Annotated in this window: 20 protein-coding genes; 2 read left to right on the forward strand and 18 right to left on the reverse strand. The window is 70.2% G+C overall.

Going from position 1 to position 21,760, the window contains the following annotated elements; all coding sequences use genetic code 11:
• Positions 1-16 precede the first annotated feature (16 nt).
• From MUN76_RS06590 to MUN76_RS06610, 5 genes are all read right to left on the reverse strand, one after another.
• On the reverse strand, positions 17-1,006 hold the full coding sequence (locus MUN76_RS06590; RefSeq protein ID WP_244688232.1) for a TAXI family TRAP transporter solute-binding subunit: 990 nt from the start codon (positions 1,004-1,006) through the stop codon (positions 17-19).
• Positions 1,003-2,376 carry a sensor histidine kinase gene (locus MUN76_RS06595; RefSeq protein WP_244688233.1) on the reverse strand — a complete coding sequence of 458 codons (1,374 nt, stop codon included), beginning with the start codon at positions 2,374-2,376 and terminating at the stop codon, positions 1,003-1,005. Before MUN76_RS06595 ends, MUN76_RS06590 begins: the two co-directional genes overlap by 4 nt.
• Before the next feature lie 3 nt (positions 2,377-2,379).
• A complete protein-coding gene (locus MUN76_RS06600; protein ID WP_244688235.1) occupies positions 2,380-3,051 on the reverse strand; it encodes a response regulator transcription factor in 672 nt (223 codons plus the stop codon).
• A 301-nt stretch (positions 3,052-3,352) separates the two neighbouring features.
• On the reverse strand, positions 3,353-4,765 hold the full coding sequence (locus MUN76_RS06605) for an APC family permease (RefSeq protein WP_244688237.1): 1,413 nt from the start codon (positions 4,763-4,765) through the stop codon (positions 3,353-3,355).
• A gap of 59 nt (positions 4,766-4,824) precedes the next feature.
• A complete protein-coding gene (locus MUN76_RS06610) occupies positions 4,825-6,543 on the reverse strand; it encodes an amidohydrolase (protein ID WP_244688239.1) in 1,719 nt (572 codons plus the stop codon).
• A 119-nt stretch (positions 6,544-6,662) separates the two neighbouring features.
• On the opposite strand from MUN76_RS06610, the gene MUN76_RS06615 reads away from it, so the two are divergent.
• Complete coding sequence (locus MUN76_RS06615) at positions 6,663-7,280, forward strand: TetR/AcrR family transcriptional regulator (protein ID WP_244688240.1); 618 nt, start codon at positions 6,663-6,665, stop codon at positions 7,278-7,280.
• A gap of 3 nt (positions 7,281-7,283) precedes the next feature.
• On the opposite strand, the gene ilvA is transcribed toward MUN76_RS06615, so the two are convergent.
• From ilvA to MUN76_RS06640, 5 genes are all read right to left on the reverse strand, one after another.
• Positions 7,284-8,528, reverse strand: coding sequence for a threonine ammonia-lyase (gene ilvA, locus MUN76_RS06620; protein WP_244688242.1), 1,245 nt, complete (start codon positions 8,526-8,528; stop codon positions 7,284-7,286).
• Positions 8,525-9,739: an AI-2E family transporter gene (locus tag MUN76_RS06625; protein ID WP_244688244.1), complete on the reverse strand. Its 1,215-nt coding sequence runs from the start codon at positions 9,737-9,739 to the stop codon at positions 8,525-8,527. The genes ilvA and MUN76_RS06625 overlap by 4 nt, the downstream gene beginning before the upstream one ends.
• A gap of 44 nt (positions 9,740-9,783) precedes the next feature.
• Positions 9,784-11,190, reverse strand: a complete 1,407-nt coding sequence (locus tag MUN76_RS06630) for an aldehyde dehydrogenase family protein (protein ID WP_244688246.1) — start codon at positions 11,188-11,190, stop codon at positions 9,784-9,786.
• A 199-nt stretch (positions 11,191-11,389) separates the two neighbouring features.
• A complete protein-coding gene (locus tag MUN76_RS06635; RefSeq protein WP_244688248.1) occupies positions 11,390-11,692 on the reverse strand; it encodes a hypothetical protein in 303 nt (100 codons plus the stop codon).
• On the reverse strand, positions 11,689-13,053 hold the full coding sequence (locus MUN76_RS06640) for an inorganic phosphate transporter (RefSeq protein ID WP_244688249.1): 1,365 nt from the start codon (positions 13,051-13,053) through the stop codon (positions 11,689-11,691). Before MUN76_RS06640 ends, MUN76_RS06635 begins: the two co-directional genes overlap by 4 nt.
• 246 nt (positions 13,054-13,299) lie before the next feature.
• Here MUN76_RS06640 and MUN76_RS06645 point away from each other — a divergent pair, with 246 nt between their 5' ends.
• Positions 13,300-13,575 (forward strand): mycoredoxin, encoded by a 276-nt coding sequence (locus tag MUN76_RS06645; protein ID WP_244688251.1) that lies wholly within the window; start codon positions 13,300-13,302, stop codon positions 13,573-13,575.
• Here the strand turns inward: MUN76_RS06645 and MUN76_RS06650 are convergent.
• From MUN76_RS06650 to MUN76_RS06685, 8 genes are all read right to left on the reverse strand, one after another.
• Positions 13,572-14,609, reverse strand: a complete 1,038-nt coding sequence (locus MUN76_RS06650; protein ID WP_244688253.1) for a 6-phosphofructokinase — start codon at positions 14,607-14,609, stop codon at positions 13,572-13,574. The genes MUN76_RS06645 and MUN76_RS06650 overlap by 4 nt on opposite strands.
• Positions 14,610-14,642: 33 nt before the next feature.
• Positions 14,643-16,796 (reverse strand): DEAD/DEAH box helicase, encoded by a 2,154-nt coding sequence (locus MUN76_RS06655; RefSeq protein WP_244688255.1) that lies wholly within the window; start codon positions 16,794-16,796, stop codon positions 14,643-14,645.
• A 291-nt stretch (positions 16,797-17,087) separates the two neighbouring features.
• Positions 17,088-18,041 carry a bifunctional riboflavin kinase/FAD synthetase gene (locus tag MUN76_RS06660; protein ID WP_244688257.1) on the reverse strand — a complete coding sequence of 318 codons (954 nt, stop codon included), beginning with the start codon at positions 18,039-18,041 and terminating at the stop codon, positions 17,088-17,090.
• A complete protein-coding gene (locus MUN76_RS06665; protein WP_244688258.1) occupies positions 18,041-18,499 on the reverse strand; it encodes a hypothetical protein in 459 nt (152 codons plus the stop codon). Before MUN76_RS06665 ends, MUN76_RS06660 begins: the two co-directional genes overlap by 1 nt.
• A 37-nt stretch (positions 18,500-18,536) precedes the next feature.
• Positions 18,537-18,893 carry a hypothetical protein gene (locus MUN76_RS06670; protein ID WP_244688260.1) on the reverse strand — a complete coding sequence of 119 codons (357 nt, stop codon included), beginning with the start codon at positions 18,891-18,893 and terminating at the stop codon, positions 18,537-18,539.
• Entirely contained in the window at positions 18,890-19,846 is a 957-nt protein-coding gene (gene truB / locus MUN76_RS06675) for a tRNA pseudouridine(55) synthase TruB (protein ID WP_244688262.1), read from the reverse strand. The genes MUN76_RS06670 and truB overlap by 4 nt, the downstream gene beginning before the upstream one ends.
• Before the next feature lie 20 nt (positions 19,847-19,866).
• On the reverse strand, positions 19,867-20,493 hold the full coding sequence (locus MUN76_RS06680; protein ID WP_346730409.1) for a response regulator: 627 nt from the start codon (positions 20,491-20,493) through the stop codon (positions 19,867-19,869).
• A complete protein-coding gene (locus tag MUN76_RS06685) occupies positions 20,487-21,746 on the reverse strand; it encodes a sensor histidine kinase (RefSeq protein WP_244688264.1) in 1,260 nt (419 codons plus the stop codon). The genes MUN76_RS06680 and MUN76_RS06685 overlap by 7 nt, the downstream gene beginning before the upstream one ends.
• Between the last annotated feature and the right edge of the window lie 14 nt (positions 21,747-21,760).

A 21,760-nucleotide genomic window follows, 5' to 3' on the forward strand; every position in this document is an offset into this window, starting at 1 on the left:
GACTCGGATCGGGCACTCAGCGGCGGGCGTCGCGGTAGTACTGCACCGCTCCGTCGTGCAGATCCATCGGCCCGGTGAAGATCGCCTGCCGTCGATCGAGCAGCTCCGCGGCGGCGACCTGCCGCGCGATCGTCGGGCGCTGCTCGAAGAGCGTCCGCGTGATGTCGGTGACGAGATCCTTCGGGGTGTCCCGCGCCACGATCAGGTAGTTCGGCACGGTCATGGTGGCCGTCGGGATCTCGACCCCGTAGGTGCCGACGGGGAAGTCGGCGATCCGGTACACCCCGGCGTGCCCCGCATTGACGCGCTCGACCGTGTCCACGCCGATGGGGAGGAGGCGGATCGGCATCTCCTCCCCCAGCTCGACGATGCCCGGCGTCGGGAGGCCGCCGACCCAGAAGAAGCCGTCGATCTCGCCGCTCTGCAGCGCCTCGATCGAGTCGCCGAGCCCGAGCTCCGGATTGTCCAGCCGATCCAGCGGGACGTCCGACGAGGCGAGCACGCGGGTCGCGATGACCTGGACGCCCGAGTCCGGGGCCCCGAGCGAGACGCGATGGTCCGCCAGGTCGGAGATGTCGCGGATGTCGGAGTCCGCCGGCACCACGATGTGGACGTACTCGTCGTACACCCGCGCGATCGCCTCCACCGGGAGCGGATCGGCGAACTCGCCCCGGCCGGCCACCGCATCTGCCGCCGTGTCGCCCTGGGCGAAGCCGACGAGTGCCCGACCGTCGCCGACGCGGTTCAGGTTGTCGACCGAGCCGTGGGTCTCGGCGACGGAGATGTCGAGACCCAGCTGCGCGTGCAGCACCGACGCGAGCTCGCCGCCGTAGCTGTAGTAGACGCCCGTCGTGCCGCCGCCCGCGATCTGGCGCCGTGCGTCCCCCGGGGCGGACGGCCCGGCGCAGGCGCCGAGGCCCACCGCCGCGGCCAGGAGGAGCGCTGCGGCGGCCACGGCACGCGATCGGCCGCGCACGCGTCGGCGTTCGCGGCACGCGGCGCTCACGGCGTGCCCCCCGGCAGGTGGAGCGCGACGCGGAGACCGCCGTCGCCCGGATCGGAGATGCGCAGCGCCCCGTTCAGGGTTTCGAGGAGATCGTGCGCGATGGCGAGACCGAGCCCCGACCCCGGCACGTTCTGATCCCGCGTGCTGCGCCAGAATCTGCTCGTCACCCGCTCGAACTCCTCGGGGTCGAGTCCGGGGCCGCGATCCCGAACCGCGATCACCCGTTCCTCGCCGTCGTGTCGCACCGTCACCTCGACCGTCGTGCCGGCCGGGGCGAACTTCACGGCGTTGTCGATCACCGCGTCGAGCGCGCTCTCGACGGAGGTGCGGTCGGTGAGCGAGTGCACGCCCGCGTCGCGATGCACCGCGAGCTCGATGCCGGCCCGGGCGGCGACGTCTTCCCACGCGCCCACCCGATCCGCGGCGAGCTCTCCGAGGTCGACCACCGCAAATGCGGAGTCCGTCTGCCCGGTCCGTGCCACGTTGAGGAGCGTCTCGAGGATCCGCGACATCCGCCGCCCCTCCTCGCGCGTCTTCTCGACCTCGTCGTCCCACGTGGGGTCGAGCCCGGTCGACAGGTACTCCACGCGCATGAGCAGCGCCCCGAGCGGGTTGCGCAGCTCGTGCGACGCGTTCATCGCGAACTCCTGCTGGCGGGACATGGTCCGCTCGATCTCCTCGGCCATCTGGTTGAAGACGCGGATCATGCGCTGCATCTCGGGCGGACCGGTGTCGTCGGCGATCCGCGCGTCCATCTCCCCGTGCTCGATCGCCTCCATCGCGCGGTCGACTCGCAGCATGGGCCGGAGCACCCAGTTCGCGAGTCGCGTCACCGCGACGAAGAGCAGCCCGATGATGAGCGCGAACACCGCGACGAGCGACGACCAGTGCGCGAAGATCTCGCCACGCGGGGTATCGGCGCTCGCGGAGATCGAGACCGCACCGATCACGTTGCCGTCGTCGAAGACCGGCTCCACCGTCAGCGTTTTCCCGTACGACCAGGGCAGCACCGGTGACACGGGATCGCTCCGGCGCCCCGACAGCGCGAGGCCGACCAGCTCGGCCATCTCCTCATCCGCGGCCTCGGGATTCGACTCGCCCGAGGCCCAGAGCGCACCCGAGCGGTCGAACACCGAGATGCGGGTGCCGTAGAGCTCGCTATAGCGGCGCATCTCGTCCTCCACCACCTCCGGGCTTCCGACCCGCAGCGCCTGGCGCGCGCCGGTGAGGAAGTAGCCGAGATCCCCGAGCTGCTGCGTCGCCACCTCCTGCTGGATGCTGCGGGCGACGCTCCAGGCGTACGCCCCGCCGAGTGCGAGCAGGATCACGGTCATCGGCACCAGAAAGACGATGATGAGCCGGGTGCGCACGGGTCAGGATCCCGTCAATCGGTACCCGACTCCGCGCAGCGTCTCGATGAGCTCCGGACGCGCGAGCTTGCGCCGGATCGACCCGACGTGCACCTCGAGGGAGCGGCTGAAGCCGTTCCAGTCCGTGCCCCACACCTCCCGGATGATGCGGTCGCGCGGCACCACCACACCGGGGTAGCGCGCCAGGACCGCGAGGATGTCGTACTCCTTCGGCGTGAGGTCGGCGGGCTGATCCTCGACCAGCACCCGGCGGCTCGCGACGTCGATGACGATGCCGTCGAGGGTGATGCCGACCGCCGTCTGCGGATCGACCGGCAGCGCGCGCGTTCGCCGGGTCACCGCCTCGATGCGGGCGAGCAGCTCGCGCAGATCGTACGGTTTCACCACGAAGTCGTCGGCGCCGGCGTGCAGGCCGCGGATGCGCTCCTCGACCTGGCTGCGCGCCGTCGCGATGATGATGGGCACTCCGGAGATCCCGCGGATGCGCCGGCAGACGTCGATGCCGTCCATGTCGGGGAGGCCGAGGTCGAGGAGCACGGCCTCGGTGTCGGATCCCAGCGCCTCGAGCGCGGCGGCGCCGGAGGCCACGCACACGGTGGTGTACCCGGCCTGGCGCACGTAGGCGCTGAGCACGTCGGACACCCGCTCGTCGTCTTCAACAATGAGGATCTTCATCTCGGCTCTTCCGCCCGATCTGCGGGCACCCCCAGACTAGGCCATCGCGCGGCTGCGCCGCACGGTGGCCACCCCGCGCAACCACGGCCACGCGCGCCCACGGCTCCCTCACCCCCGGCTCCGTCGCCCACGGTCATCTCCCGCGAAACCCTCCGTTCTCGCCGAATGCCTCTGATCTGCGCGCTCACTTCAGAGGCGTTCGGCGAGAACGCAGGCGTTCGGCTCAGGTACCGTCGATCTCCAGGATCGTCGATCTCCAGGATCGATGGCCGTCATGCCGCCGCCGCGCGGCCGCCCCACGCTACTCGTACATCGAGACGTTGATCGGCCCGGTGAGGTCCGGTGCCGGGGCGCGGAAGCCGCGCGTCTTCACGAGGAGGTACACGATCCCGGCCGCGAGCCAGATCCCGCCGATGATCATGGAGATCGTGTCGAGGCTCGACCACAACCAGAGGTTGATCAGCACACCGATGGCGGGCACCACCACGAAGCCGATCCAGGCGCCCGCAGTCCGACGCTTCAGGAACCGGAAGAAGACGAAGATCACCGAGAGGTTCACGAAGGTGAAGGCGATGAACGCGCCGAAGTTGATCATCGAGGCGGCCTGATCCAGATCGACGAAGAGCGCGGTGAGCGCGATCGCCGCGACGATCAGCACATTCGCCACCGGCACGCCGGTGCGCGGATTCACCCCGCCGAACAGCCGCTTCGGCAACGCGCCGTCACGTCCCATCGCGTAGAGCAGTCGGGCCGCGCTCATCTGCTGCGTGATCCCGCAACCGAGCACCGCCATCATGTAGCCGCCGACGAAGATCGCCTGGAACGCGGCCCCGCCGATGTACTTCGCGATCTCGGGCGAGGCCCCGACGATGTCGGCGAGCAGCGTCACGTCCGGGAAGAGCGTCTGCATGACGTACGTGACGGTGATGAAGAACGCCCCCGCGACGCCGATGATGATGAAGATCGCACGCGGGATATCGCGCTCGGGCTTCTCGGCCTCTTCGGCCAGCGTCGAGACGGCGTCGAAGCCCAGGAACGAGAGCGCGAGGATCGCGGCGCCGGCGGCGATCGACGCGACCTGCACGTCGCTCGAGAAGAACGGCGTCGCCGTGAACGTCGCGCCGTTCGCACCGTTCGCGATGTTGACGATCGTGAGCACCACGAAGATCACGGCGACGACCAGCTGGATCGACACGAGCAGCACGTTCATGCTCGCCGCGAGCTTGACCCCGACGAGGTTCAGCGCCGTGCAGATCCCGATCGTCAGGAGCACCCACACCCAGAAGGGCACGTCGGGGAACACCGCCCCCATGTAGATCGCGGACAGGATCGCGTTGATCATCGGGAGCAGCAGGTAGTCGAGTGTCGCGACCCACCCGACGAGGAACCCGAGGTGCGCGTTGATCGCCTCCTTGGCGTAGGTGTAGGCCGATCCTGCGATCGGGAAGAACCGCACCATGCGCGAGTAGCTGAACGCCGTGAAGAGCACCGCGACCATCACGACGAGGTAGGCGAGCGGCACGTGGCCGTCGGTCTCCTCGGCCACGATCCCGAACATGTCGAACACCGCGAGCGGCGCCATGTAGGCGAGACCGATGAAGACGAGGTGCCGGAGCTTGAGCGTGCGCTTCAGGCGGCCGGGCTCGTGGGTGATCGCGTGGGCGAGCTGGTCGTCGCCCGCGGCGACCGCGGAGTGGGAGGGGAGGGTGGTCATGGGAGGTCCTTCACGTCGTCGTGGCGGTCGATGGGTTCGAGGTCGAGGCGGGATCGGGGCTATCCGTGGCTGTGGCAGTGGTGGTCGGCGGCCGGCTCGGCGCAGGTCTGGCCGTCGCCCGCGGGATCCTGCACGGCGACCGCGGCGGCCGCGCCACCGAGCTCCCCGCGAGCATCGTGGATCGGGCTGCCGCCCACGAGGGTGAGGTCGGCGCGCTGCTCCAGGATCTCGGCGGGCTCCATGGCGTACAGGTCGCCCGACCAGAGCACGGCGTCCGCCAGGTAGCCGACCTTGAGCATGCCGAGGTCGCCCTCGCGGTGGAAGGCCTCGGCGCCGCCCTTCGTGTAGGCCTCGAGGGTTCGGTCGAGGCCGAGTCGCTCGCCGAGCGTCCAGGCGTCCTGCTCGTCGAGGCGGGCCCGCGTCATGGCGCTGTAGACGCCGACGAGCGGGTCCATCTCGCCGACCTGCCAGTCGCTCGAGAACGTCACCCGGGCACCCGAGTCGATCATGGAGCGGAAGCGCCATGCGCGGTCCCAGCGGGCCTCCCCCACGTTCTCCATCCACGTGCCCGCTACGAGGTCGGGCGAGGCGTGCCGCGGCTGCATCGCCGCGACCACCCCGAGCTCTCGGAAGCGGGGCAGATCCTCCGGGGCGAGGCACTCGACGTGCACGATCCCGTGCCGCGCATCGCGCGCACCGTTTGCCCGCTGCGCCGCCTCGATCGAGTCGAGCGTGAGGCGGATCCCCCAGTCGCCCGTGGCGTGCGTGTGCACCTGGTAGCCCAGGCGGTCGAGCTCGACGAACAGCTTCGTGAACTCGGTGGGCTCGAGGCTCGTGTGGCCGCGGTGCCCGGGGCGGTTCGCATAGTCCTCGAGCATGGCGGCGGTGTGCGGTTCGATGACGTCGTCGGCGTAGAGCTTCACGGGCCCGAGCGAGAAGCGCTCGTGCTGCGGCGTCTCGCGGATCGCCTCCGTGATCCGCGCGCGGAAATCGCCGTCGGCGCCCACCGCGTGGTAGATCGCCGCGATCGTGCGGGAGGTGAGCTTGCCCTCGCGCTCGGCGCGGGCGAACAGGTCGAGCTCGGCGAGCGGCACCTGCGGTTCCACGACGGTGGTGATGCCGACGCTCGCGGCCATCTCCAGGCTGTTGGTGATCTTGCGATAGCGGCGATCCGGCGAGTACATCGGAATGTCGCGCTGCAGCTCGGCGAGACCCGCGATCGTCATAGCGCTCGTGTAGAAATCGGTGACCCAGCCGGTCGGCTCCCCGGTCGTGGCATCGATCTCGGGGTTGCCCCACGCGATGTCGCCGCCGTGCAGGATCCCGAGCTTCGCGAGAGCGGGGCGGTTGAGCCACACCGAGTGCTGGTCGTAGGTCGTGATGAAGACGGGCTTGTCGGTGACACCGACGAGATCCTCGGCGCGCGGGCGGCGGCCCTCGACCACGGAATACAGCGCGTTCTCGGCGCAGATCCAGTCGAGCTCGGGGTGCGATTCGGCGAACGCCGCGATGCGCGCGCGCACCACGTCGAGGCTCTGCACCTGGTCGAGGCTCACCGCGAGGTCGTCGAAGCCGAGCAGCAGGTGGTTGTGCGTGTCGGCGACGCCGGGGGTGAGCAGGCGGCCCTCGAGCTGCACGGTGCGCCGGGCCGCCGGGGCGTCGGCGGCCGATCCCACGTAGCTGATGCGGTCACCGGTGACGCCGAGGGCCTCGGCCCAGGGCTGCTCGGGATCGAAGGTGCGGATCCTGCCGCCGGTGAAGAGGGTGTCGACGGCCATGTCAGCTCCTGGGGTCGTGAGGCGAGTTCTTTTACTCAAGAGTAAATTAATTTACTCATTTGTCAAGAAACCCGTCGAGGGGGGCCAGTGGGCCGCGGGCGCCTGGCATACTGGCAGGCATGGCACGCCCCAGCACGCAGAAGCAACGCCGCTCCGAGGTGATCGACGCGGCCCTCGCGGCCGCGGCCGAGCACGGACTGCGGAACCTCTCCCTCACCGACGTCGCGAACCAGGCGGGGGTCACCCGCGGCGCACTGCTGTACTACTACGAGGATCTCGAGGCGATCCTCGTCGAAGCGCACGCGGCGGGCATGGCGCGGGTCGGGGCCGAACGCGCCGCGCTCGTGGAGCGGCACCGCGGATCGGCGGAGCAGCTCGCCACCGCGATCGCAGCCGGGCTGCCGAGCGGGCCCGACGACGCGCTCATGCGGCTGCTCTACGAGTTCGACGTGCTCGCGGGCAAGTCGCCGCTGCACGACGAGCTGGTGCAGCAGCTCTACGGCGAGCAGCTGGGGCTGTATCGCCGCATCCTCACCGAGGGTGTCGCGAGCGGGGAGTTCGCACTCACGGGGCCGCTCGACGACATCGCGATGAACTTCGTCGCCCTCGAGGACGCGTACGGGCTGCACATCGTCGCGGGCGGCAGCATCACGGTCGCGGATGCGCTGCGTGCGATCCGACTCTACGCGGCGCAGTCCGGCGCCCCGCTCCCCGCGGCTGCCTCCCCCGGAGCGTGAGCGTCAGTACTTCTCGCCCACGCGCACCGAGTAGCCCGCATCGCGCAGCGCCTGCGTCACGGCCTCCCCGTGGTCGTGCCCGCGGGTCTCGATGTGCAGCTCCAGCTCGACCTCGCTGATCGGCAGCTCGGTGGCGTGGCGGGTGTGGATCACCTCGACCACGTTCGCGTTGTGCTCGGCCACGATGCTCGCCGTGCGCACCAGCTGCCCGGGCATGTCGGGGAGCAGGATCCGGAGCTTCAAGTATCGCGCCGACGCGGCGAGGCCGTGGCCGATCACACGCTGGAGCAGCAGCGGGTCGATGTTGCCGCCCGACAGGATCGTGGCCGTCGTGCCCGACGCCTGGATCTTGCCCGCCAGCATCGCCGCGACCCCCGCCGCACCCGCCGGCTCGACCACGAGCTTCGCGCGCTCGAGGAGCAGCACGATCGCCCGCGCAAGATCGTCGTCGCTCACGGTCACGACCTCGTCGACGTACTCGCGGATGATGTCGAAGTTCAGGCTTCCGGGGCGCGCGACCGCGATGCCGTCGGCGATCGTCGGCCGCGTCGTGATCGTGACGGGCTCCCCCATCGCGAGCGACTCGGGGTACGCCGACGCGTTCTCCGCCTGCACGCCGATGATCCGCATGGGCCGCCCTTCGCGCGCGGCGATCTGCTTGGCCGCCGCCGCGACACCGGCGACCAACCCGCCCCCGCCGATGGGCACGACGATCGTCTCGATGTCGGGCGCGACGTCGAGCATCTCCAGTGCCACGGTCCCCTGTCCCTCGATCACGGCCATGTCGTCGAACGGCGGCACGAAGTGCGCCCCCGTCTCCCGCACGAACTCCTGCGCGGCGACGTTCGTCTCGTTGAACGTGTCGCCCACGAGCACCACCTCGGCCCCGTAGTTGCGGGTGGCCTGGAGCTTCGGCAGGGCCACGCCGAGCGGCGTGAAGATCGTCGCCTTGATCCCGAGCTCCCGCGCGGCGAACGCCACGCCCTGCGCGTGGTTGCCGGCCGAGGCCGCCACGACCCCGCGCGCCTTCTGCTCATCGCTCAGGCGCGACAGGTGGTTGTAGGCGCCGCGCAGCTTGTACGCGCCGGTGCGCTGCAGGTTCTCGCACTTCAGGTACACCTGCGGCACGCCGAGCACGTCGGCCAGGAACCGCGACGATTCGAGCGGCGTGTGCTGCGTGATCTTGTGGACGTTGGCGAGCGCGGTCTCGAAGGCGTCCAGCGTGGGGGCGCATGCGGTCTGAGTCATGAGTGGCCTTCCTTGCGTCGCAGGCGCGACACGTTCCGAGCTCGGTGTCGCGCTTCATTGGAGATCTTCTCGCGGCGGTGATACACCGCGACGGGGTTCGTACTCGCGTCCCATTCCTTCCGGACGATCGTGTTGACGATCGAGTTGGCCGAGGCGGCGAGCGGTACCGCGAACAGGGCCCCCGGGATCCCGGCGACGAGCGCGCCGGTCGATACGGCGAGCACCACGCCCAGCGGGTGGACCCGCACGGCGCTGCCCATGACGAGCGGCTGGAGCACGTGCCCCTCGATCTGGTTGACGAGGATCACGACACCCAGCATCATCAGGGCGTTGATCGGTCCGTTGTAGACGAGCGCGATGAACGCCGCGAGCGTGCCGGTGGTGATCGCGCCGAGGAACGGGATGAACGATCCGAGGAACACGAGCACGGCGATCGGGATCGGGAGCGGCACCCCGAGCAGGGCCGCACCGACGCCGATGCCCACCGCGTCCACGAACGCGACGAAGATCTGGACCCGGACGTACTGCCCGACCGACACCCACCCCGCACGGCCCGCAGCATCGACGGGCGCGTGCGCCTTCGCGGGCAGGAAGCCGACGACCCAGAACCAGATGCGCTTGCCGTCGATCAGCATGAAGATCAGGGAGAACAGGGTCAGCAGCAGCCCGGCGACCACCTGGCCGGCCGTCGTCGCGACGCCGAGCGCGCCGTTCCAGATCTCGCCCTGGTGCCCCTCGATCGTCTTCATGATCTGCGCGACGAAGCTGTCAACCTGGTCCGCGGTGAGCCCGAGCTGGTTGTCCTCGATCCAGTGCAGCAGATCCCACCACACGTCCTCGGAGCGCTTCGCGAGATCCTCGAATCCGCTGCGCAGCTGGGTGATGATCAGGGTGACGAGGATCCAGACCGACGCCGCGAACACCGCGAGCGCCGTGATGACCCCGAGCCAGCGCGGGGCGCCCTGCCGCTCGAACCACTGCACGATCGGGGCGAGCAGCGCGGTCAGCAGGATCGCGATGAGGAGCGGGATCACGATGATCCGCACCTGCACGATCAGCCACAGGAAGCCCGCGAACGCGAGCCCGATCATCGTCAGCCGCCACGACCACGCCGCGGCGACGCGCACGCCGAGCGGCAGCTCGTGCGCGGCGTTGTCGACGGTCACGGGCGGGGTCTCGACCGCGTCGGATTCGCTCTGGTGCTCTTCCACGGCACAATCCTACCGATCAGCCGATGCCGGAGCTGGTACGGACCTCACGACAGCAGCTTGCGCAGCCACCGGCGCACGAGCGCGTCCTTGGCGGCCGTGTAGGGCGGCATGATGGTCGCGGCGAGGGTGTCGGGCACGAGCGGCTTCGAGAGCACGGCCTTCTCGTGGCTGAAGACGGTGAAGGATCGCTCGCCGTGGTAGGCGCCCATGCCGCTCGGACCGACGCCGCCGAACGGCAGATCCGGGACGATGAGGTGCAGCACCGGCGCCCCAAAGGTCAGCGCGCCGGAGCTCGTCTCCCGCTCCCACCGTCGACGCACGGCCGGTCGATCGGAGAAGACGTAGGCTGCCAGGGGCTTGTCCCGCGAGGTGACGAACCCGAGCGCGTCGTCGAGGTCCGCCACCTCGACGAGCGGCAGGATCGGGCCGAAGATCTCATCGCGCATGATCGCGGCATCGCGAGAGACCCCCGCCAGCACCGTCGGTTCGATGAAGCGGTCCGCGGCAACGTGCCCACCGCCGGTGACCAGCTCACCGTCGTCGAGATAGCCGACGAGCCTGGAGAACTGCGCGTCGTTCACGATCCGACCGTAATCGGGGTTGCGATGCGTCGCGGTGCCGTAGAGCTCGTGGATCGCCTCGCGCAGGAGCGGAGCGAGCTCGCGGAGCAGCTCGGCGGAGCCGAGCACGTAGTCGGGGGCGACGCAGGTCTGCCCGGCGTTCATGAACTTGCCCCAGGCGATGCGCCGCGCGGTCTCGGCGAGCGGCACGCTGTCGTCCACGTACACGGGCGACTTGCCCCCGAGCTCAAGGGTGATCGGGGTGAGGTGCTCGGCCGCCGCACGGGCGACCACACGCCCGACCCGACCGCTGCCGGTGTAGAAGATGTGATCGAAGCGTTCGTCGAGCAGTGCCGTCGTCTCGGGCACCGCGCCCTCGACCACGGTCACCGCGCGGGGATCCAGCGATTCGGCGAGTGTCCGGGCGAGCAGGGCAGACGTCGCCGGCGCGAGCTCACTCGGTTTCACGACCACCGCGTTGCCCGCCGCGATGGCGCCGATCAGCGGCGACAGCGCGAGCATGAGCGGGTAGTTCCAGGGCGCGATGATGAGGACGACGCCCAGCGGCTCCGGGATCACCCGCGCGGAGGCCGGAAGGGCCGCGAGCGGAACGGCCACTCGGCGGGTCCGCATCCACCTCGAGAGATGCGCCAGGGTGTGGTCGATCTCCGAGACCAGGAACCCGATCTCCGCGAGCTGCGACTCGGTGCCGGACTTGCCGAGATCGGCGTGGAGGGCGGCTTCGAACTCGGAGCCGCGCTCGGTCAGGAGTGCTCGGAGACGCCCGAGCTGAGCGCGACGCCAGGCCTCCGGCCGGGTGATCCCGGTGTCGAAGGTGTGCCGCAGGCCGGAGACGAGGCCGGGGATACGGGAGATCGAGGTCGCACTCATGCGCCCAGGCTACTCCGCCCGGCTGCGTACCGGTGCGTGATGAGGCTCCAGATGGAGCGCCATCAGAATGGTCTGCGTTTCGCGGCCTCAGCCGAGGCCGTGAAGCGCAGCACCCGGCCGGAGAAGGGCATCGCGCTTCGCTCGCCGGGTGAACACGCCGTCCACGACGGCGTACCAGCGGAGTCTGCGTTTCGCGGCCTCAGCCGAGGCCGTGAAGCGCAGGCACAATCAAGTAGATCCCGACCAGCACCGCGATGATCGAGAGCCCGAAGCACACGTTCGCCGCCACGGTCGCCCAGCGCGGACGGCCGAGGTGCTCGACGTCGTCATCCTCATCGTCGCGCGACGGCCCGTTCGGCTCGAGGCTGCCGTCGGCGCGGCGCACCGGCGGCGCCGGGGTCGCGAGGAACCGGATCCCGAGCGAATAGAGCGCCACGACGAACACCGACGCCGTGAGCGCCGAGGCGAACACGATCAGAAACGCCACCCATTCCACGTTCATCGCCGACCTCCCGTCGTGTCGCCGTCCACGTCGGCATCGTCAGCGCTCGCTTTCGCATCCCGGCTCTCTGCCCGGCGCTCCTCGCGCGCGATCCGCTCGGCCTCGCGCTCGGCCTCCCGGGCCGCGACGTCGTCGCGCACGGCGCTCTGCGCCACCGCGGTGAGCGGCGGCAGCGTACCGGTCTCGGTCTTCACGGGCTTGATCTTGCGCTTCCGGATCCGCACGGCGTACCCGGACTCGGCGACATCGGGCACGGCGATCGCGTTCGACGCGTCGACCTTGTTGCGGCGGGAGCGCCAGAAGATGAAGAGGATGAACCCGAACCCGAGTACGGCGTCGATGATGACGCCGACCATGCCCAGGTGGGCGATGAGCGCGGCGACCGCACCCACGGCTCCGGCGGCGGGCAACGTGAAGAGCCAACCCGACGCGATCCGTCCGACGGTGCGCCAGCGCACGCTCGAACCCCGGCGTCCGAGGCCCGACCCGATGACGGAGCCCGACGCGACCTGCGTCGTGGACAGGGCGAAGCCGAGGTGACTCGAGGCGAGGATGGTCGCCGCAGTGCTCGTCTCCGCGGCGAAGCCCTGCGCGGGCTTGACCTGCGTGAGGCCGGCGCCGAGGGTCCGGATGATGCGCCAGCCGCCGGAGTACGTGCCGATCGCGATCGCGAGCGCGCAGCTGACGATCACCCAGAGGTGAGGACCGGTACCCGGATCCTGTAGGTTCGCGGCGACGAGCGTGAGCGTGATCACCCCCATCGTCTTCTGCGCGTCGTTGGTGCCGTGCGCGAGGGCGATGAGCGAGGAGGAGGCGATCTGGGCGTAGCGGAAGCGACCCCGGCCGTCCTTCTTGCCGTCGTGCCGCCGGGTGATCGCGTAGGCGACCTTCGTCGCGGTGAATGCGACGAGACCGGCGGTGAGCGGCGCGGCCAGTGCCGGGATGATGATCTTGGAGAGGAAGACGCCGCCGTTGATCGCCGAGAACCCGGCACCCACGATCGCGGCCCCGATGAGCCCGCCGAACAGCGCGTGGGAGGAGCTCGACGGCAGCCCGTAGAGCCAGGTCAGGAGGTTCCAGACGATGGCGCCGATGAGCCCGGCGAAGATCATCTCCGGGGTGATGAGCACACCGCCATCGCCCTCGTTGATGAGGCCACCCGAGATGGTCTTGGCGACCTCCGTGGAGAGGAACGCTCCGATGAGGTTCAGGATCGCCGCGAGCAGCACCGCGGTCTTGGGCTTCAGCGCGCCCGTCGCGATGGGGGTCGCCATCGCGTTGGCCGTGTCGTGGAAGCCGTTCGTGAAATCGAAGAAGAGAGCCAGCACGATGACCAGCAGCACGATGATGGTGAGTTCCACCCGACGTCTTTCGTTCGGAGACAGAGGTCTGGGAACGCACTCTTTGGTCATCAGAACTTCACCGAATGTTCGGCTGGATTTCGTTGACAATCGCGCGTCACACTCATGGTTCCACCTCGCTGTGAGCAGGTCAAGCTGAGATCCGGTGTTCACCTCCCGTTCACCTAAAACCCGGGTCCGGTCCTCCGGATCGCAGGCCCAGACGAAGGGCGTATGCTGGCGGAGCACCGACCCCCGGGAGGGACCATGACGACCGCACCGCTCACCGATTTCATCCCCGCCGAGGGCAGCATCACGATGTTCTCGACCGAGTGGTGCGGCTACTGCAAGCGGCTCAAGCTGATGCTCGACACGTCCGGGATCGGGTACACCGAGGTCAACATCGAGACGACGCCGGGCACCCCCGAGCTCGTCGAGCAGATCAACGGCGGCAATCAGACCGTGCCCACCGTGGTCTACCCCGACGGCAGCGTCGCCACCAACCCGTCGCTCCGCGACGTGCAGGCGAGCCTGGCGCGCTAGCCGAAGTTCAGGCGCACCGCGGCGTAGCGGTCGGCGGGCACTGTCTTCAAACGATCCACCGCGTCCCCGAAGGGCACCATCTCGACCTGATCGCCGCGGAGCGCCGCCATCGTGCCCCAGGTTCCCGCGAGCGCCGCATCCGCCGCCGCCATTCCCGTGCGGGTGGCGAGCACCCGATCGAACGCGGTCGGCGAACCGCCCCGCTGCACGTGGCCGAGCACCGTCGCCCGGGTCTCGATCCCGGTCCCGGCCTCGATGAGCGGCGCGAGCACCTCGGCGACTCCCCCGAGCCGCGGCCGGCCGAAGCCGTCGAGCCCGTCGCGGGTCACCGCCTGCTCGGCTCCATCGAGCCGGAACCCCTCGGCGACCACCACGAGTGAGGAGCGGCCGCGATCCCGCACGCTCGTCACCCAGTCGCACACCTGCGCCAGCGACTCCGGGTACTCCGGCAGCAGCATCACCTGCGCGCCGCCCGCCATGCCCGCGTGCAGCGCGATCCAGCCGGCATCGCGCCCCATGACCTCGAGCACCATGCAGCGCCGGTGCGACTCGCCCGTCGTGCGCAGGCGGTCGATCGCCTCGGCGGCGATGGAGACCGCGGTGTCGAAGCCGAACGTGTAGTCGGTGCCGCCGAGGTCGTTGTCGATGGTCTTCGGGAGCCCGATGGCCGGGATCCCGGCGTCGGTGAGCAGGCTCGACACCGTCTGCGTGCCGTTGCCGCCGATGAGCAGGAACCCGTCGAGGCCGTACTCGGCGAAGCGAGCGCGGAACGCGGTGAGATCGATGTCCTCGCCGCGACCGCCCGCGAACGGAGGCACGCGGCTGGTGCCGAGGATCACGCCGCCGAGCGGCGACAGTCCGCGCACGGCGGAACGGTCGAGCGGGATCCAGTCCCCCTCGTGGAAGCCGCGCCAGCCGTCCATGAAACCGATCATCTCGAACCCGTGCACGTCGACCGCCCGCAGCACGGCACCCCTGATCGCGGCGTTCATCCCCGGGCTGTCACCACCCGAGCACAGCACTCCGAGCTTCATCCATCCCCCTCACACGGCGTCAGGATGCCCAGACTATCGTCCCCCGTGCTCCTGCACAGCCCTGCGCAGCACGTGCATGAGCGACTCGAGCTGCACGGAGTCGGCGTCCTCGGTCCTCGCCTCGGCGCCGTCGAGCGCACGGGCGGCGAGGCCGGCCTTGCCGTCGATCAGCTCCGCGATCTTCGCGTCGATGGTCTGCGCGGCGATGATGCGCCACGCGGTGACCGGCTCGTCCTGGCCGATCCGGTGCACCCGGTCGATGGCCTGGGTCTGCTCGGCGTCGGTCCAGCTGAGCTCGGCGAGCACCACGTTGGAGGAGGCCTGGAGGTTCACGCCGACGCCCGCCGCGGTCAGCGAGCACACGGCGACGGCGACCTCGGGGTCCTGGTTGAACGCGTCGATCTGCTCCTGGCGGAACGTCGAGGTCTGATCGCCGCGCACCGACACCGTCTTCAGGCCGCGCTCGGCGAAGAGCGCCTCGGCCCGGTCCATGACGTCAATGTGCTTCGCGAAGAACACGACCTTGCCCACGGAGTGCGCGAGCTGGGCGGTGTAGTCCGCCGCGAGCCCGGCCTTCGCCTGGCCGATCTGGCGCACCATCGTGAATACGTTGAGGCCATCGGCGGAGGCGTGGGACTCCTCGAGCTCCTGCATGCACACCATGCGCACGATCGCGTCGTCGCTGAGCTTCTCCCCGAGCTTGCCGTGCTTGACGGCCGTGAAGCGGTCGAGGAGCTTGCGGGCGAGCTGCGCCTCCGCCTCGCGGATCCCGCGGCCGAGCTCGTCGTCCAGTTCCACCGGCAGATCCACGACACGCTTGGCGGGGAGATCCGCCGCGACGTCGATCTTCCGACGCCGTACGATACCCATGTCGATCACACTCTGGCGCGCTTCGGGGTAGAACGCCGGGTCGGCCGGGGTCCAGCCGTTGTTCTCGAGCCGGGCCATCAGCTCGGGACCGGGCTTCTCGGCGTCCGTCCAGCCGAGGAACCGCCAGATCGCGCGGAAGTCATCGATGTCGTTGATGAGCGGGGTGCCCGTGAGCGCGATGAGCAGCGGCGAGACGCCGGGCGTGCGCTTGCGGATGCTCTCCGCGATCGCGAGCACGTTGCGCGAGCGCTGCGACTGCACGTTCTTGATCATGTGCGCCTCGTCGACGACCATGCCCTTGAAGCCGAAGCGCGAGATCCAGCTCAGGTGGCGATCGAGGATCTCGTAGTTGACGACGAAGACGTCGGCGAAGGGATCGATGTCGGCACCGTCGCCGTGGATCACGGTGACCCGACGCTGCGGAGTCCAGCGCTCTGCCTCGCGCGCCCAGTTCATCTTGACGACGTTCGGCACCACCACGAGCAGCGGGTAGTCGCCCGAGACGCTCGCGGCGAGCACCGACTGCGCGGTCTTGCCGAGGCCCGGCTCGTCGGCGAGCAGGAAGCTGCGGTGGCCGTCGCGCACACTGGCGAGGAATCGGGCCTGGTGGTGCATCAGCTCGAGCCCGGCGGGCGCGAGCCGATCCGGCACCGGAGCCTCGGGGAGCTCCATGCACGCGGAGCCGCCGCCGCCCTGCTCGAACGACTTCAGGAGCGGCCCGAGCAGCTCCCAGTTCGCGAGGCGCACGACGGGGGTCGGCGACTTCGGCGCGGTGAGGTCGGGGGCGAGGAACGGGTTCGCGAGCCGGCGCGCCTCGATGCCCGCGGGCTCCACCTGGCGCTCGGCGAGCTCCGGCGGCACATAGGTCTGCACGGGAGCCGGGGCTGCCTTCTCCTCCTCCGGCACCTCGATGCCGGCCTGCATGAGCATCTTGCGCTTCAGCTGGCGCGTCGCGTCCGTGATCGGAGCGGCGGGCTCGAGCAGGGTGATCAGGCTGGTGTCGCGCGCCGCGGTCTTCGCGAGGATCGAGGCCACACCGTCGAGCCGCTTCAGGGTCTCGGCCCGCTCCGCGTCGCTCACGCCCTCTGCGGTCTTCACCCGTGCGCGCTCTTCGCGCATCAGCAGCGCGATGACGTGGAACTTGGTGCGATTCGCGGGGGTGGCCTTGCCGCGCTGAGCGGAGGCCTCCACCTCACGCACGGCGCGTGCAAGCAGCGGGATGATGCCTTCGTTGTGCGTGTGCTTGCGTCGACCGTTCGCGCGCGACGACGCGCCGTTGGATGGTGCGGTCTGACGGGTGGCAGTGGTGATTGCCAATGGATCTCCTGATCAGCGTGGTGCGTTCCCGGATCGAGTACCGGGGCGCAGGTCGTTCCCCGGTTCGGAGTCTGACACCATGCGCAGCATGGGACTCCAGAGTTGCTCCCGAATCACGACCTTGCGGTCAATGCTAGCACCTCGGGCTGCAAGCGCGGTGGGCTCGCAGCCCGTGCGAGCACATATTGCAGAGATCTGCGTTCCCGCTGACCCCATCGGCCGAATCACTCAGCGGGAGTGCAGATCTCTGCAGCTGGGTGACGGCGTGGAACGAACGTCCGGAACGCGACGCTAGGCCCGCGGTGCCGGACCGGCCGTGAGCTCACGGGCGCGCACCACATCGGCCTGCATCTGCACGATCAGCGCGTCGAGCGAGTCGAAGCGCTCGGTCGCGCGGAGGCGATGGGTGAACCGGACCTCCATCGGCCGGCCGTAGAGGTCGCCTTCGAAATCCAGGAGGAACGCCTCGACCCGGGACTGCTCGTTCGGCGTGAAGGTGGGGTTGTTGCCGACGGAGATCGCGGCGGGGCGGCGCACGCCGTCGATCACGGCGTATCCAGCGTAGACGCCGTCGGCCGGCACGAGGCCCTCGATGCGGCCGCCGAGATTCGCCGTCGGGAAGCCGAGCTCGCGGCCGCGCGCGTCGCCGTGCACGATCTCGCCCCGCACGGCGACGGCCCGTCCGATCATGCGCGACGCCGATTCGACATCCCCCGACACGATGGCGTCGCGGATCTGCGTGGAGGAGACCCGCCCCCGCCGGGCATCGACCACCCCGGCGACGACCTCGACCGTGAACCCCAGTCGCTCGCCGAGCGCGCGCAGCAGCGTCGCGTCGCCCAGCCCGCGGTGCCCGAAGCGGAAGTCGGAGCCCATGATCACGTGGCGCGCGTGCAACCGCCCCACGAGCACCTGCTCGACGAAGTCCTCGGCGGAGATCCGGGAGAACTCGGCGTCGAACTCGACCATCACGCAGGCGTCGACGCCCGTGTCTGCGATGGTCTCGAGCCGCTGGTCCCGGCTCATGAGCGGCAGCGGGCAGATGTCGGGTCGCAGGTACCCGAGCGGGTTGCTCGCGAACGTGAAGACGACCGCGTGCGTTTCGCTCGCGCGGGCGGAGTCGAGCAGTCGGCCGATGATCGCCTGGTGGCCGAGGTGCACGCCGTCGAACTTGCCGATGGCGACGGTGCTGCCCGAGGCGAAGTCCGCCGGGTCGATCGCCGCGAGCGATTCGAGCACGCGCATCAGGCGGCCTCGCCGGACGCGACCGGCGCACCGGTCCGCGACAGCCACAGCAGCCCCAGGATCGGGAGCACGAGCGGAATGAACAGGTACCCGCTGCCGAAGAACGACCACACGGAGGGGTGTCCGAAGAGCTGCGGCACGGTGATGCTGAGCACGCCGACGATCACGACCCCGCACAGCTCGAAGATCAGCGCTGCCCAAGCGATCGTGCGCCACACCCCGCGGCGCTTGATGAGGGCGACGGACGCGACGATGTAGACGACCCCCGCGAGGGCCGAGAGCGCGTACGCGAGCGGCGCCTCATCGAACTTCGTGATGATCTGGTACACCGAGCGGAACGTCGCCGCGATCGCGAGGACGAGATACACGGCGATGAGGACCCGGCCGAGTCCGCCGAGGCGGTCGCCCCGGGTTGCGATGTGCGCGGATCCCGCATCTCGAAGTTCGCCCTGTGCCACGCCCTCCAGCTTACCGCTCCCCGGCTGCCGGTTCGGCTCAGCCCCAGATGACGAGCATGCGGTACACCATCACCGCGACCGCGAAGTGCACCACCGCGAGCACGATGTTGGCCCAGCGCGTGCGATCGACGAGCGCCCAAAACCCCGCGCCCGGCGGGAGCGCGAACGCGACGATCAGGTACATCCAGAACTCGAGCGGGTCGCCGGTGGCCGGATTGCCCGCGAGCGGCGCCACGATCGACACGATGATCTGCGCGAGCAGCAAGAGGGCCACGAGCAGCGTCGCACCCATGGTGTAATCGTTTGGGGGGAGCTTGCGCGCGCCCACGACGAGGCACACCACCGCCGACACCAGGGCGACCGCGATGATCGCGATCCCGAACCACAGGATCATGCGCCGGCTCCTCCGTCAGGGGTCGGGAAGTTCGTGACGATGCGGGTGCGGCCGCCCGTAATCTTCACGAGGCCCACCAGGCGGCCGTCGGGGGCGACCGCGGCCACGAGGTCCGCATCGGCGGCGGCACCGACGTCGACCCGCTTGCCGTGCCCGAGATCGATGGTCTGCTGCTCGGTCAGCGCGAGCACCGGGAACAGGCGCTCGGCCACGGCGGTCGGCGTCAGGAGCGGGCCGGGCGACCCCGCGACGAGGTCGTCCATGCTGGTCGCGTCCGCCACGTCGAACGGGCCGACCGTGGTGCGACGGAGCGCGGTGAGGTGCCCGCCGACGCCGAGGAGCTCGCCGAGATCCCGCGCGAGCGCTCGGACGTACGTGCCGGTCGAGCAGCGCACGGTGGCGTCGAGGTCGATCACCGGGGTGCCGTCCTCCGCCGTCGCGGATCGCGGCTCGCCGATCTCGAAGGCGTGGATCGTCACGGGGCGGCGTTTCAGCTCGACCTGCTCCCCCGCCCGCACCCGGTCGTACGCGCGTCGGCCGTCGACCTTGATCGCGCTCACAGCGCTCGGCGCCTGGTCGATGTCGCCCGTGAGCTCGGCGACCGCGGCGGCGATGCGCGCAGGGTCGGCCAGCACTGCGGCGAGCGCGGCGGGATCCGCGACGGCCACACGATCGCCCTCGCGGTCGTCCGTCACCGTGGTGATCCCGAGCCGGATCGTCGTGAGGTAGGTCTTGTCGAGGCCGACGAGGTGGGTGAGCAGGCGCGTGGCCGGCCCCGCACCGAGCACCAGGAGCCCGGTGGCCATCGGATCGAGCGTACCGGCGTGGCCCACCTTGCGGGTGCCGAGGGCCCGCCGGGACTTCGCGACGACATCGTGACTCGTCCAGTCGCCGGCCTTGTCGATCAGGAGGATCCCGCCCTGCGGGGGCAGTGTCGTCGGCTCGTTCGTCACCCCTTCACTCTACCGGCGGGTCAGCTGAGCATCCCGCGGTCCCGCGCGACGGCAGCGGCCCGCGAGCGGGAGTCCACCCGCAGTTTCGCCAGCACGTGGGCCACGTGCGTTTTGACGGTGGCCTCCGAGACGAAGAGATGCCGGGCGATCTCGCGGTTCGACCGCCCCTCGGCGACGAGCAGGAGCACCGCGCGTTCGCGCTCCGTGAGGCGAGGAACCGCGTTCTCGCGCTGCGCCTGAACCCGTAGGGCCACCTCGGCGTCGAACACCGTGCGCCCCTCCGCGGCATTCTGGATCCCGGCGAGGATCGCCTCGGTCGGGGCGTCCTTCAGGAGGTACCCGGTGGCGCCCGCTTCGACCGCCCGGAGGATATCGCCGTCGCGGTCGAAGGTCGTGAGCATGAGCACGGCGGGCGCGGGATCGAGCCGTCGGAGCGCGAGGGTCGTCGCGATCCCGTCGATGCCGTCCCCGAGACGCAGGTCGCACAGCACGACGTCCGGCTGAAGCACAGCGGCTGCGGGAACGGCTTCCTCGCCGCTGCCGGCCTCGCCGACCACACGGATTCCCGCCCGGCTCTCCAAGACCGAGCGAAGCCCCGCGCGCACGATCGGATGATCGTCCACGAGCAGCACGGTCCGGGTCACCACGGATCACTCCCTCCGCGCTGCCCGGTCTCGTCGCTCCCTGCCGGCAGCCAGGCCGAGAGCGCTGTGCCGTCCCCCGGTGCCCCTTCGATGTCGAGCCCGCCGCCGCACTCCCGCAACCGTTCCCGCGCCTCGCGGAGCCCCACCGACTGCGCACCCGATCGAGGCGCACGCCCCGACCCCCACGATGCGACGTCGAAGCCGATCCCGTCGTCCACGATGTCGAGACGCACCATCGCACCGATCTCCCGCAGCTCGACCCCCACCCGGGTCGCGTGGGCGTGCGCGCGCACATTTGCGAGCGCCGTCTGCAGGGTGCGGAGCAGCGCGACCTCCGCCGCAGTGCCGATCGGGCGCGTCGGCTCCGCCTGCCAGGTCGCGGCGATCCCGCTCTCCTCGGAGAAGCCGGCGACCACTCGGGCGAGCGCGTCCGGCAGCTCCGTCGATTCGAGTTCCGCGGGGAGGAGCGCCGCGACGATGCGTCGAGCGTCCTCGGCACCTCGGCGGGCGATCGAGGCGATCCGGTCGAGGGCGGGATCATCGTCTGCGCCGAGGACCGCGGGGTCCCGTGCCGCGCCGGCGCGAGATTCGCCCGCGCGTGCCAGCAGCGCGATCGATGCGAACTCCTGCGCGATCGTGTCGTGGATATCTCGGGCAAGGCGCGTGCGCTCAGCCAGCGCCCCCTCAGCGCGCTGCGCGCGGGCCAGTGCGGCCTGCAGATCTTCGGCTTCCCGCTGCGCCGCGAGCAGTGAGGCGTTGAGGCGGCGGTGCTCCGCAGCGTCCGCGAGCACCGACGTATAGCCCCGAGCCATCCCCACCGCAACGGCGCCACCGATCACCGGCCCCAGCACCTCGGCGAGGGTCACCGATCCTCTCGTCAGCCAGGGAACGCCGATCGCGACAGCCACGATCCCGACACCGACCAGCACCCCGCGCACGCCGCCGAAGAGATGCCCGCCGACCAGCAGGAGCGGGAACGACACCCAGACGAACTCCGGGGACGCCCACAGTGCCGCGAGCCACACGCCCCCGAGCAGCACGAACCACAGCGACGCGGCCCGCGGTCCGCCGGCCGCCGCCCATCGACCCGCGAGATAGACGCCGGTGAGCGCGACACCCGCCGCGAGCGCAAGACGGAGATCGAGGCCCCGATCCCAGGCCCGCAGTGCCGAGACGCCCACGAGCAGGATGAACACCAGGTGCACCCCCGCGCGGGCAGCGCGGAGCGCACGCGTCTGCTCGTCGGGTCCGCTCATGCCTCGATTCTGCT

It is taken from the genome of Leucobacter rhizosphaerae, assembly GCF_022919175.1.
GTDB classification, from domain to species: domain Bacteria; phylum Actinomycetota; class Actinomycetes; order Actinomycetales; family Microbacteriaceae; genus Leucobacter; species Leucobacter rhizosphaerae.